The sequence below is a fragment of the Massilia sp. DJPM01 genome (assembly GCF_030348125.1).
Taxonomy (GTDB): domain Bacteria; phylum Pseudomonadota; class Gammaproteobacteria; order Burkholderiales; family Burkholderiaceae_D; genus Telluria_A; species Telluria_A frigida.
On record NZ_JAQOZV010000014.1, the window covers coordinates 38,886 to 51,513 of the forward strand.

Annotated in this window: 9 protein-coding genes and 1 pseudogene; 7 read left to right on the forward strand and 3 right to left on the reverse strand. The window is 65.2% G+C overall.

Annotated features, from left to right (window positions below; translation table 11 throughout):
* The first annotated feature begins 123 nt into the window (after positions 1-123).
* The 5 genes and pseudogenes from PO883_RS11485 to PO883_RS35085 form a co-directional block, all read left to right on the forward strand.
* Positions 124-576 (forward strand): CBS domain-containing protein, encoded by a 453-nt coding sequence (locus PO883_RS11485; RefSeq protein ID WP_054267929.1) that lies wholly within the window; start codon positions 124-126, stop codon positions 574-576.
* Between the two features lies 1 nt (position 577).
* Positions 578-1,468, forward strand: a complete 891-nt coding sequence (locus PO883_RS11490) for a PhzF family phenazine biosynthesis protein (RefSeq protein ID WP_289309882.1) — start codon at positions 578-580, stop codon at positions 1,466-1,468.
* 330 nt (positions 1,469-1,798) lie between these two features.
* Positions 1,799-2,674, forward strand: a complete 876-nt coding sequence (locus PO883_RS11495; protein ID WP_289309883.1) for a PEP-CTERM sorting domain-containing protein — start codon at positions 1,799-1,801, stop codon at positions 2,672-2,674.
* Between the two features lie 113 nt (positions 2,675-2,787).
* Positions 2,788-3,312: a hypothetical protein gene (locus tag PO883_RS11500; protein ID WP_289309884.1), complete on the forward strand. Its 525-nt coding sequence runs from the start codon at positions 2,788-2,790 to the stop codon at positions 3,310-3,312.
* Between the two features lie 240 nt (positions 3,313-3,552).
* Positions 3,553-3,645, forward strand: a pseudogene (locus PO883_RS35085) (PEPxxWA-CTERM sorting domain-containing protein); the annotation flags it as partial.
* A gap of 232 nt (positions 3,646-3,877) precedes the next feature.
* Here the strand turns inward: PO883_RS35085 and PO883_RS11510 are convergent.
* The 3 genes from PO883_RS11510 to PO883_RS11520 all read right to left on the reverse strand — a co-directional run bounded on the left by PO883_RS11510 (position 3,878) and on the right by PO883_RS11520 (position 10,046).
* Complete coding sequence (locus PO883_RS11510) at positions 3,878-7,015, reverse strand: ligand-binding sensor domain-containing diguanylate cyclase (RefSeq protein WP_289309886.1); 3,138 nt, start codon at positions 7,013-7,015, stop codon at positions 3,878-3,880.
* 272 nt (positions 7,016-7,287) lie between these two features.
* Entirely contained in the window at positions 7,288-7,788 is a 501-nt protein-coding gene (locus PO883_RS11515; RefSeq protein WP_289309887.1) for a YcxB family protein, read from the reverse strand.
* Positions 7,785-10,046 carry a bifunctional diguanylate cyclase/phosphodiesterase gene (locus tag PO883_RS11520; protein WP_167090490.1) on the reverse strand — a complete coding sequence of 754 codons (2,262 nt, stop codon included), beginning with the start codon at positions 10,044-10,046 and terminating at the stop codon, positions 7,785-7,787. Before PO883_RS11520 ends, PO883_RS11515 begins: the two co-directional genes overlap by 4 nt.
* Positions 10,047-10,353: 307 nt before the next feature.
* On the opposite strand from PO883_RS11520, the gene aroC reads away from it, so the two are divergent.
* Together aroC and PO883_RS11530 are read left to right on the forward strand one after the other, a co-directional pair.
* Positions 10,354-11,448, forward strand: a complete 1,095-nt coding sequence (gene aroC, locus PO883_RS11525; protein ID WP_289309888.1) for a chorismate synthase — start codon at positions 10,354-10,356, stop codon at positions 11,446-11,448.
* Complete coding sequence (locus PO883_RS11530; RefSeq protein WP_289309889.1) at positions 11,441-12,619, forward strand: MFS transporter; 1,179 nt, start codon at positions 11,441-11,443, stop codon at positions 12,617-12,619. Before aroC ends, PO883_RS11530 begins: the two co-directional genes overlap by 8 nt.
* Positions 12,620-12,628 lie beyond the last annotated feature (9 nt).

The following is a 12,628-nucleotide window of genomic DNA, read 5'->3' on the forward strand; positions in this document are numbered from 1 at the left end:
GGGCGCTTTCTTCAGTGGCCTGATTATTCGCAATGCTGGATTTTTTGCCAAGCTTACGCTACAGTCGGAGCTAGGGCTTATAAAAGACATCCACTTATAACCTCACAAGACAAGGCGGCCACCATGAAAGTCTCAGAAATCCTTCAAGTGAAGGGTAACATCCTGTACACAGCAACGCCCGAGATGCTGCTCGTGGACGCGGTCAACACCATGGCCGAAAAGGACATCGGTTCGCTGGTGGTCATGGAGTTCGGCGACCTGGTCGGCATGCTGACCTTCCGCGAAGTCATCAAGGTGCTGCACAAGAACGGCGGCTCGGTCGGCGCGGGCACGGTGCGCAAGCACATGGACGATCATCCGATCACCGTCACCCCGGACACCGAGGTCAACGAAGTACGCCGCATGATGCTCGAAAAGCACGCGCGCTACCTGCCGGTGATGAACGCGAAAACCCTGCTCGGCGTCATTTCGTTCTACGACGTCGCGCGCGCCGTGCTCGAAGCGCAGAGCTTCGAGAACCGCATGCTCAAGGCCTACATCCGCGACTGGCCGGCCGAAGCCGTTCAGGAAGACTGATTTGGGCTTGGCCCCGGGCGCGGCGCGCCGCTTCAAGCAGGTGGACGTGTTCACCAAGGTCGCGTTCAAGGGCAATCCACTGGCCGTCGTGCTCGATGCCGACGGCCTGTCCGACGCCGACATGCAAGCCATGGCGCGCTGGACCAACCTGTCCGAAACCACCTTCGTACTGACCGCGCGCGATGCGCAGGCCGACTACCGCGTCCGCATCTTCTCTCCCGATACCGAGTTTCCCTTCGCCGGCCATCCCACTTTGGGCACGGCGCACGCCCTGCTCGAAGCGGGCCTGGTGCCGCGCCGCGCCGGCACCTTGGTGCAGGAGTGCGGGGTGGGCCTGGTGCCGATCGAGATCGGCGCCGATGGCACCTTGGCGTTTCGCGCGCCGGCGGCCACCCTGGCGCCGCTCGAGCATCAGCACCAGCCCTTGCTGGCGCGGGTCTTGCCAGGCGCCGTGCCCGATGCGGTGTGCACGCCGCTCGTCGTCACCATGGGCATCGCGTGGCTGGTCGTGCGTTTGGCGAGCGCGCAAGCCTGTCTCGATGCGCGCATCGACGGCGCCGCGTTGCAGGAAATGACCCGCCTGGGCGTGACCGGCGTGGCGATCTACGGCCCGCATGACGCCGACGGGCCGGCCGATTACGAGGTCAGGGCGCTGTTTACCAAGCACGGATCGCTGGTCGAAGACCCGGTTACCGGCAGTGCCAATGCCTGCATCGCGCGCGTGCTGCAGGCGCAGGGCTTTCCCGACGGCGGCGAGACCAGCCGCGCTTATAGTGCGCGCCAGGGCACCTGTTTGCAATGCGACGGCCGCATCGCGGTCACCTACGTCGATGGCGAACCGTGGATCGGCGGCCAGTCGATCACGGTGATCGATGGCGCCGTGCGCGCGTAAGTGATACGGAGTCGCTACCCCGCTTGTTCGTACGGCGGGCATGGCTGGCTCCGCGATGGCCTCTGCAATCGGCCCCATCGCCTGGTGTATGAACATCCTGCGCGGGGCGGCCGAACTCCTGATTTTCGCCGGACTGCCGGTATCTCGCCATCACCGCGAGCGACGACACCCGCCGGGACAGTGCCAGCGCTGCGGGCATCTTCCAGTCTGGCACCGCAACTAAGCCGGAAGTCGGGAAGTGTGAAAAATTTGTAACAGACCATCGCACGCGCGACAGGCACTGGTATATTCCGGTGTTCGATAATCTTGTCATTAATTTAAGGTTAATCCATGAACAAATTCGCCGCAGGTGTGGTGATAGCGGCCACGCTGGCGTCACCGCTATTGGCCCACGCACAGGTTCGCGCTGAAGGTAGCCTGACCAATTTCTCGTACACCTTGATCGACTTGCTGCCCAACGATGGCATTGCCCCGTCGCTCAGCATCGTCACGCCCCAGGGTAATGCCGGTCGCGCCTCGGTGTCCGGCTCGCTCAGGCAGTTCGACACCGTTGAGCCATGGTTTGACGACGACCGTAGCCAATCCACAGCGCTTTATAACCGCGGCCTCAACGTTAGCCTCGCCACGCCTGTCGGCACGGCAAGGGGGAGCTTGACGGGTACTGATTTTCATTCATTGCAATTGCACACCGTGGCGTCGACGACCAGCACCCCTGCTGCTAGCCGCATGGCGGCTGGCAAAATCGGTTTGAATATCACCGAGTTTGTGCTCTCGCCGGGTACGCGGGTGTCGTTTTTCGCAGACTTCACCGGAAGCGCCTCGGTCACGCTGCCAGAAGGCGAGGTACATCAGGCATATCAGGACTATGCAGAAATCAAGGCTCAGGGGTCTTTAAATGCCAATATACAAAACCGGCCGGGCGAGTATGTATATGTATCAAATTTCACCAACTTGGAAGCATGGAACGGCCTTCCAGGTGAAAGCCCTGCCAGTGAGCGCTTCTCGCTGACGCTCGACAACCAATCGGCGTTTTCAGCCGATCTGAGACTGCAGTACGACTTGCACGCGACTGTGCAGGCCATGAAGGCCAGGGAGGTGCCGCCAACCCCTGTGCCTGAGCCGGCCACCACGGCCATGCTGGTTGCCGGACTGGCCCTGGTCGCCGGTGCCGTCCGTCGCCGACGCAAGGTCCGGGGCAAAGACTGATTGCCATGCGGCGCCGCGATGGGCGCGTCCTGACGCTGGACGCGCCTGCCCGAGTCCTGCACTGGCTTGCCGCATTCCGTGTAAAACACGCTCATTATTCACCCAGGATTTTTATGAACACCATTGTTAACACGCTGGCATTGGCCGCAGCGCTCGCCGTCCCGTTGTCCGCCAGCGCGCAAGTGAGCGCACAAGGCACATTGACCAATTTTTCGTATGCGCTGGTCGACCTGCTGCCCAACGACGGCATCGCGCCTTCGCTCTCGATCGTCAAACCGCAGTTTACCAGCTACCCTGGCACGCGGGCGGACGGCGATATCATCGAGACCGGACTACGTGCCACGCGCAACATGAGCCGGGACAGGACGAGCGCGCTGTATAGCCGCGATCTCGATGCCAGCATGTCCGTCCCCCAGGGCAGCGTGGTCTCGACCATCAGCGGACGACATTTCCAGGACCTGGCCTTGCATGCGGCCGCATCGACCACGGGCAGTGTCGGCTATAACCGGTCGGCGACCGCGTCGAATTTCATGTACATCGAAGAATTCGTCCTCTCGCCTGGTACGCAGATCACGTTCTTTGCCGACGCGAGTGGCAGTGTGGCAACGTCACTGCCACGTACAAATGTGCTGAGGTAAAATTCAACCCTCAAGGCCAGCATGGGCTTTGAAAGCGCCTGGCCCGACTGGTACCCGACTACGACGACGCACTTCGAGTTGACTGCGCCGACCTGGAGTAGCGACCCGAATTTGCCGTTCTCGCAGTCGGCAAGCGAGCGTTTGTCGATCATGTTCGAGAACACCAAATCGACCACGCAGAACCTGAAGCTGTCGATCAGCTTGTGGGCCCAAGCCGAATCGCGCGATACGACGCCATCGACCAGCCCGGTGCCGGAACCGGCAACCTACGGGATGCTCCTTGGTGGTTTGGCGCTGGTCGCTGGCGCGGCGCGCCGCAAGCGGGTTCGCTGAGCCGATGTGGCATGCCGGCGCGTGCCTGCATCGTTCCATGGGCCGGCCGCCAAGGCCGGGCCCATGTCATGGCAGGTATTGCGCCGGCGCCGCGTGCAAGGGCGGTGCCGGCCCGGGCAGCGTTCAGTGCGCCGCCGTTGCCATTTTCTGCCTTGTGAAGTTCTGACAGAGCGCCAGCGCTGTGACGGTCCTCGCGGCCGCCGTCCCCTTGTGCAGGGGGATGTCGAGGTGCTCAGCCCGGGTCGTTCGACTCGGCCAGCGCCGCCTGCGCGGGTGTGAGCTGGTCGCTTGAACTGATCAGGGTCGCGCGGCTGGTATCGAGCATCGCCTGCGCGCCCAGGTGCAGTTTTTCGATCAGCTCCCGGTTGTCCGCATTGGGCTTGGGCCGCAGCGCGCTCCAGCCGTTGCGGCCATTTGCCTTGACCCAGTACAGCGCGGCGTCGGCCAGTTCCACCAGGTGTTCCCAGCTCACGCCCTTGGCGTCGTCCAGATACAGGCCGCTCTCGGCCAGCCCCACCGAACAGGTGAGCGATACCTCGATGCCGTCGCCCAGGTCGAACACATGGTTGGCGACCGCGCGCCGGATACGCTCGCCCAGCACCGGTACGAACTGGCGCGTGCTGGGCCGGCACACCAGCAGGAATTCTTCGCCGCCCCAGCGCACGATGTAGTCGCCCACCCGCACCTGGGCGCGCAGCACGTCCGACACCTGCTGCAGCACCCGGTCGCCCGCCTTGTGGCCGTAGGTGTCGTTGATGCGCTTGAAGTGGTCGATGTCGACCAGCGCGAACAGCAGCGTGTTCTCGCTCGACCCGGTGCGCTTGTTTTCGCGCTCGTAGAAGGCCAGGTCGGCCGGGATCTGGTTGCTCAGGTAGCGCCGGTTGTGCAGCCCCGTGAGCGGATCGGTCTGGCTGGCCAGTTCGAGCGCGCGGTTGGCCACGTGCAGCTGCTCGGTGCGCTCGGCCACCTGCTGCTCCAGCGCGGCGCGCTGTCTTTCATGCGCACTGCGCTGCAGGCGGAAACCGGCGTACACGGTGCCGCCCAAACAGGCCAGCAGCAGGCCGTAAAACCAGCTGGTCTCGTAGAAATGCGGCGCGATGATAAAGTCCAGGCGCGCCGGCAGCTTGCTCCAGACGTCGGCGTTGTTGCTGGCCTTGACCTCGAAACTGTAGGAGCCGGCCGGCAGGTTGGTGTAGTTGACCGCGCGCGGCGCGCCCGCCTGCAGTTCGCGCCAGTCCTTGTCGTAGCCATGCAGGCGGTAGCGCAGCACCACGCTGGCCGGGTCCTGGAAGCTCAGGGCGGTGAACTCGAAGGCCAGGTCGCGCGCATCTTCGCGGACGCGCAGGGCGCCGCCCTGGCCCTGGCGGATGTCGCGCCAGGTGTCGAGCACGCGCACCCGTTCGATCACGGCCGTCGGCGGCGTCATGTTCCTGGTCAGGCCCATGGTGTCGAGCGTGACCACGCCATCGCGGCTGGGCAGCCACAGCGTGCCCGCCGGGTCCATGAAGCCCTTGGAAGTGCCGGCGCCGTTGCAGCAGAAACCCTGTTCGCCGCTGCGCCGGTCGCCGCGCTCGTTGAGGATCATTTCGCCGGCGGCGGTCCTGGCCTGGCCGTTCTGGACCCGGCGCATGTCGGCCAGCGGGGCGCGCAGGATGCCGCGCAGGCCGGCCGACCACAGGTAGCCGGCCGCATCTTCCACGAGGAAGAAGGGCGCGTTCGGCGGAAAACCCTCGGCGGCGCCGAACTTGTGCCAGCGGCGGCCGTTGAACAGGTAGATTTCCTCGGTCAGCGTGCCGAGCACGAGCGCGCCGTCTTTCAGCTCGGTGATGGCGGTAATGTCCATTCCGGGCTGTAAGCCGCTGTCCTGGCCGATCTGCACCATGCGCTCGCCGCGCAGTTCGTACAAGCCGTCCTGGGTGGTCACCAGAATGCGCCCGTCCTTGAGTTCGCGCACCTGGCGCGCGCGCACGTCGCGCAGGCCCTCGTCCTTGCCGTATTTGGTCAGCGCGGCGCCGGCCAGGCGGAATACGCCCTCGCTGGTCGGAAACCAGATGACGCCGGCGTGATCGCGCACGATGCCGTTGATTTGCGCGGCGGCCATCGGCGCGAACAGGGCGGGCGTTTCGACTTTGCCGTCGCGCCACAGCGCCAGCCCGCGCCGCGTGCCGATCCAGATGCGGTCGGCGTCGGCCAGCAGGTTGTAGGCATGCGGATGCGGCAGCTGGCTGCCCGACAGCACCTGGCGGAAGCGCCCGTCGCTGTACACGCTCAAGCCGTCGCGGGTGCCGACCCAGGTGCGCCCGTCCGGCGCGCGCGCCAGCGACCAGACGATCGGTTCGGTCAAGCCTTCCGCCGCGGCCAGGCGCCGGGTCGAGCCGTTCCACAGGCGCACCAGGCCCTGCCACTGGCTGCCCAGCCACAGGTTGCGCTCGCGGTCTTCAAAGGCGCTCAGCACGCCCTTGAAGGCGGCCGGGTTCTGGTCGGAGATGATTTCGGTAGTCTTGCCGTCGCGGATGCGCGCCATGCCGGCGTTGCTGGCAACCCACAGGTTGCGGTCGCTGTCCTGATACAGCATGGTGGTCGGCGAATTTTGCAAGATGGGTTCGGTGCCCGCCGCTTCCAGCACGCCGCCGCTGCGCGCAAACAGGCCGACGCTGGTGCCGGCCCAGATTTTGCCTTGCGCCTCGGCCAGCCGCGTGACCACACCATGGCGCAGGCCGGCCGGCAGCGGAATCCGTTCGGTCTGTTTGCCGCTGCTGTGAAAGATGCCGCCGGTGCCGCCGATCCAGATCCCGTCGGCGCTCTTGAGCAGGGCGGTGGCCGGCGCCGGGCTGCCGGGACGATGTACCAGCTTGCCGCCCTCGTAATCGAACACGCCGCTGGTGGTGGCCACCAGCAGCCGGCCCTGGTCTTCGGCCATGGCGTAGATGTCGAGCATGGGAAACTGGGTCGCATCGGCCGCGGGGATGGCGCGGAACACGCCGTTTTCGTAGACGGTCAGGCCCTTGTAGGTGCCGATCCAGACGCGCCCGGCGCTGTCGGCCATCAGGCTGCGGATCCAGACACCGGCCATGCCAGGCTGGTTCTCGGGCGAATAGGTGGTGAAGCGCACGCCGTCGAAGCGCGCCAGGCCATTCTGGGTGGCGACCCAGATGTAACCCTGCTGATCCTGGGTGATGGCTTGCACGCTGATCTGCGGCAAGCCGTTCTGGATCGACCAGCTGGTGCGCACGAAGTGGTGGAAGGCTTTGTCGGGGTCAAGCGCCAACGCCGGCCCGCTCAGGGCGAGACAGGCCAGCCAGAGCAGCGCGCAGCAGCGCCAGGCGCGCCGCGCCAGGCTTGGGCTGCAGCGCGACGTGTCGATCCTCATGCATTCATTCAAGTTGGCGCCCCATCCAGTGCACAGCATGGGATCGATATTACGTGAACGCAGGCGCGCACGGGACGTTTACAGATGACGGAATGGGTGCTGTTGCCGACGTGCAACGATTGCTTGCTACTAGGATACTTCGGGGTGCTCGCGCACACCTTCACCGTCGCCCCCGCGCAGGCGGGGGCCCAAGTTCGTACCGAAGCCAGTGGCATATCTAAATACTTGGGCTCCCGCCTGCGCGGGGGCGACGGTCGGGGGAGCGTGTGCGCTCAGGCCGCCGTTTTCAGCGTCCTGGCCTGCTGCCAGAACGCCTGGAACGCCTCGCCACTGCTAAATGCGCGGCGCGGCAGCAAAAACACGGTATTTCCCTTCAGCCGGAACAGGATATATCCCGACAGCCGGCCCACCGAAGCGACCGCGGCCCACGGCTGCATGCTGTCCTGCTTGCCCGCGCGCAGCTCCAGCCCGGCGTCGGTAAGCGCATAGTGGTGCCGTCCCAGCATGGGGTGGCCGGCATCGAGCTTGAGCAGCATGGTCGCGATATTGATCGTCAGGGCCGACAGCCCCCCGCCCAGCGCGCCCCCGAGCGCCGCCACCGCCGCCACGCCCAGCGAGTACAGATTGCCCGGCGTGCGCGTGACCAGCACCAGCACAAAGATCGCCAGCGCCAGCACGCCCATGAAAATCCAGTTGCCCTTGAGGCGAGGAATCATCGCCAGCGACACCAGGAACACATCGCGTTTGGTGATATCGACCGTCACCTGCATCATGCAGGGCGCGGCAGGGCTTCGTCGTTGAGCCACTCGTACAGCGCCGTGGTGGCCATCGGACGGGCGAACAGGAAACCCTGCGCCAGCGGGCAGCCGAGCGACTGCAGGATTTCGGCCTGGCGCTCATCCTCGACCCCTTCGGCGATCACCGACAAGCCCAGGTTGCGCCCGAGCTGGATGACCATTTCGGCAATGCTGCTGCCGCGCGCCGAATGGGTGATTTCGGTGACGAAGGCGCGGTCGATCTTGAGCCGGTCCACCTGCAAGCGCTGCAAATACGAGAGCGATGAAAAACCGGTCCCGAAGTCGTCGATCGCGATCGATACGCCGGTGTGCTTGATCTGGGCCAGCATCTTGATCAGCAGGTCCGGCTCTTCCATCGCCATCGATTCGGTGATTTCGAGTTCGACAAATTCCGGCGGCGCCCCGGTTTCTTCCAGCGCCGAGCGCAGCATGTCGAGGAAGTAGGGATGGCGGAACTGCACCTGCGAGACGTTGACCGACATGGTGAACTGGCGGTGCCCCGCTTCGCGCAGGCGCACCAGTTCATGGCAGGCGCTGCGCAGCACCCATTCGCCGATATCGATGATCAGGCCCGAATACTCGGCGATCGGAATGAAGCGGTCCGGCGAAATATAGGTGCCGTCGGCAGTCTGCCAGCGCAGCAGCGCCTCGGCGCCCACCGGGCAGCGCGCCACCAGGTCCATCTGCGGCTGGTAGACGACGAACAGTTCGCCCTTGGCAAAGCCGGTGCGCAGCGCGTGCATCATGCGCACCCGTTCGCGGATTTCGACGCCCATGCTGCGCGAAAAATAGAAGTGGCCGGCGCGCTGCTGGCTCTTGGCGCGCTTCAAGGCGATGTCGGCATCCTTGAGCGCATCGGCGCCGCTGCCGTCGTGTTCCGACAGCCGCACCAGGCCCAGGGTGGCCGACAGCTGCACATCCTGGCCGTCGATCGAGAAGGGGGTCTCGAACAGCTCCAGGATGCGCACCGGATTGACCGCCTCGGCATCGCCCAGCACGCTGAAAATATCGCCGCCGATGCGCGCCACCGTCAATTGCTGGCCAAGGCGCTGCTGCAGGCGGGTGGCCACGGCGACCAGCAGCATGTCGCCGAACTGGTGGCCGAGCGCGTCGTTGGTTTCGGCGAAGTGGTCGAGATCGACCAGCGACAGGGTGGCGTCGTTGCGCGCCGGTCCGGCCATGGTGGCGTCCAGGATTTCGACCAGGCGGGTGCGGTTGGGCAGCTTGGACAGCTGGTCGTAGAAGGCGGCGTTGTGCAGATGCGTCACCAGTTCGACGTTATCGAGGCCGACGGCGACATTGCTGCAAAAGACTTCGAGCAGGCGCTGGTCGATCTCGCCGAGCACGCGGCCGGGGGCCAGGTAGGCGACGAAATCGCGGCTCGATTTGCCGGCGAAGAACAGGGTGACGATGCTTGGTTCGTAGATGTTGCGGCGCTGGGCCAGGGTGCGTTCCATGGCCGTGGCGACGGCGGCATCTTCGACTGCGGTCAGCTTGCCGGTGCCAAGCCGGCGGTAGGCGCCAGCGGTGGCGATGATGTGCAGCTCGCGGCAACGCCCGTCCGGGCACTCCTGCACGCACAGCACGCCGTTCGGCTCCACGTCCAGGATCTCGGCGATCTGGGCCAGCACGCCGGCGGCGAAGTTTTGCACGCCGTGCAGCGCCATCAGCTCGGTGCTGGCGCGTACCACCAGGTCCAGGCCGCGCCGGTTGGCGCTGATCGCGCGGATTTGCTGGTACGAGCGGATTGCCGCCGTCACCGTCGTAAACAGCTTGATGCGGGTCAGTTCGGACTTGGTCTTGTAGTCGTTGATATCGAAATCGCGGATGGCGTCGATTTCGGGCGCATAGCCGGGCTGCCCGGTGCGCAGGATGATGCGCACGTCGGCCAGCTTGAGCGTTTCGCGGATGTAGCGCACCAGGTGCAGGCCGGCGTCGTCCTGTTCCATCACCACGTCGAGCAGGATGACGGCGATGTCGTGCTCGTGCTTGAGCATTTCGCGCGCCTGGCCGGCCGAGTAGGCGTGCACGAATTCGAGCGGCCGCTGCTGCATGTCCAGGTTGCCGAGCGCGAAGGTGGTGGTCGAGTGCACGTCTTCGTCATCGTCGATGATCATCACGCGCCAAACGCCGTTCCCACCCCCGGCTGCCGGTAGCGCGGGATGTTCCTCCAAAAATACCAGATCGTCGTGGTCGTCCTCAAGGTCGTCCAAGGGCGTGCTCGATGGGGGCATGTGTCGCTTCTCCAGGCGTTTCTCGGTAAAGACGCGTCGCCAGTCTACGTCCAATAGTTACAGTAACGCATATTCATGCAGATAGGGCGACACAGATTGCGGAACTGCCACTGATTTCCAACAGCATGCCACGAATTCGGCCTCCTGTATGAATTAACCATGAGAAAAAGAAATTGCACAATGGATCGGGTGAATTGGCAGAATGTTCAGCCGCCTGGCAAGCTCGGCGTGGAGGCAACTGGGCGGCGGCACCAGCAAAAGCGCGCGGACTGGTAGAATTGGCTTTTCCGCCACTCACTTTCCTATCATGTCCGGCAATTCTTTTGGCAAGCTGTTTACCGTTACAACGTTTGGCGAATCGCACGGACCGGCCATCGGCTGCGTGATCGATGGCTGCCCGCCGGGCCTGGTGTTGTCCGAAGCCGACATCCAGCCCGACCTCGACCGCCGCAAACCGGGCACCTCGCGCCACGTCACCCAGCGCCAGGAAGCCGATACGGTCGAGATCCTGTCCGGCGTGTACGAAGGCAAGACCACCGGCACGCCGATCATGCTGATCATCCGCAACCAGGACCAGCGCAGCAAGGATTACGGCAATATCGTCGAGAGCTTCCGGCCCGGCCACGCCGACTACACCTATTGGCACAAGTACGGCATACGCGATCCGCGCGGCGGCGGACGCTCCTCGGCGCGCCTGACCGCCCCCGTGGTGGGCGCTGCGGCGATCGCCAAGAAATGGCTGCACGAGCAGTACGGCACCGTCTTCATGGGTTGCATGAGCCAGCTGGGCGACATTCCCGTGCCCTTCGAAGCCTGGGAACACGTGCCGAACAACCCCTTCTTTGCCGCCAGCGGCGACGCCGACCTGATCGCGCGCATGGAAACGGCCATGGATGCACTGCGGCGCGACGGCGACTCGATCGGCGCGCGCATCGACGTGGTGGCAAAAAACGTGCCGCTGGGCCTGGGCCAGCCGATCTACGACAAGCTCGATGCCGACATCGCCTACGCGATGATGGGCATTAACGCGGTCAAGGGCGTGGAAATCGGCGCCGGGTTCCGCTCGGTGGCCCAGCGCGGCTCGGAGCATGGCGATGAACTGACCCTGGAAGGCTTTGTCGGTAACAACGCCGGCGGCGTATTGGGCGGCATTTCGACCGGCCAGGATATTACGGTGTCGATTGCGATCAAGCCGACCTCGTCGATCCGCACGCCGCGCCGTTCGATCGACAAGGCCGGCAATCCTGTCATGGTCGAGACCTTCGGCCGGCACGACCCCTGCGTCGGCATCCGCGCCACGCCGATCGCCGAAGCCATGCTGGCCCTGGTGCTGATCGACCACGCGCTGATGCACCGCGCCCAGTGCGGCGATGTGCGGGTCGATACGCCGAAAATTGCCTGACGCCGTAGCGGGGCGCGCGTCCCCGCAACTTCTTCCGTACTCGCTGTTCCTGTTTGCGTATTACGCGCAGGTCGGCGCCTTCGCCATCTACGCGACGCTGTTCTTCGCCGCGCGCGGCATGAGCGCGCCCCAGATCGGCGTGCTGATGTCGCTGATCCAGGTCATGCGCATCATCGGCCCCAACCTGTGGGGCTGGCTGGCCGACCACAGTGGCCAGCGCGTGCGCGTGCTGCGCCTGACCACCGCCGGCGCGCTGCTGGCCTTTTGCGGCATGTTCTTCGCCCAATCCTATGCCCAGTTCATCGCCGTGATGGTGGTGTACAACCTGTTTTCGAGCGCGCAGGCACCGCTGGCCGAGGCCTTGCTGCTGGCGGCATTGCGCAGCGACGCCAGCAACTATGGGCGGGTGCGCATGTGGGGTTCGGTCGGTTTCATCGTGGCGGTGCTGGCCGCCGGCTGGCTGCTCGACTGGCTCGGCGTGAACGCCTTGCCGGCGATCGCGCTGTTCCTGCTGGCGTGCGTGGGCGCATCGGGCCTGCTGATCGTGCAGGCGCCCGCTGTGCCCCACGCGGAAGCGGCGCCGGGCTTGTGGAGCGTACTGCGGCGGCGCGAAGTGATCGCGTTCTTTGTGTCGGCCGCGCTGATGGCGGGCGTGCACATGTCGCTCAATGCCTTTTATTCCCTGTACCTGGAGCAGGCCGGCTACAGCAAGCCGGTGATCGGCGCCATGTGGGCGCTGGGGGTGGTGGCCGAGGTGGCCTTTTTCTATTTTCAGGCGCCGCTGCTGCGCCGCTTCGGTGCGCAGCGCGTCATGATGTGCGCCTTCGCGGTGGCGGCCGTGCGCTTTCCGCTGATCGGCGCGGCCGGCCAGCTGCTGGTGGTGCTGGCGCTGGCGCAGCTGCTGCACGCGGTGACCTTTGCCGCCCACCTTTCAAGCTCGGTGATGGTCATGCAGCGCTGGTTCGCAGGTCCGTTGCAGGCGCGCGGCCAGGCGCTGTACATGAGCCTTGCGTATGGCATCGGCGGCACCGGCGGGGGCTTGGCGATGTCGCTGTGCTGGGACCGCATCGGCCCGCCGGCGGTGTTTTATCTGGCCGGCGCGCTGGCGGTCGGGGCTGCGGCCAGCGCCGCGCTGTCGTTTCGCTGGCAGCGCGCGCAGCAGGTCAGCTGATGCGTGCGC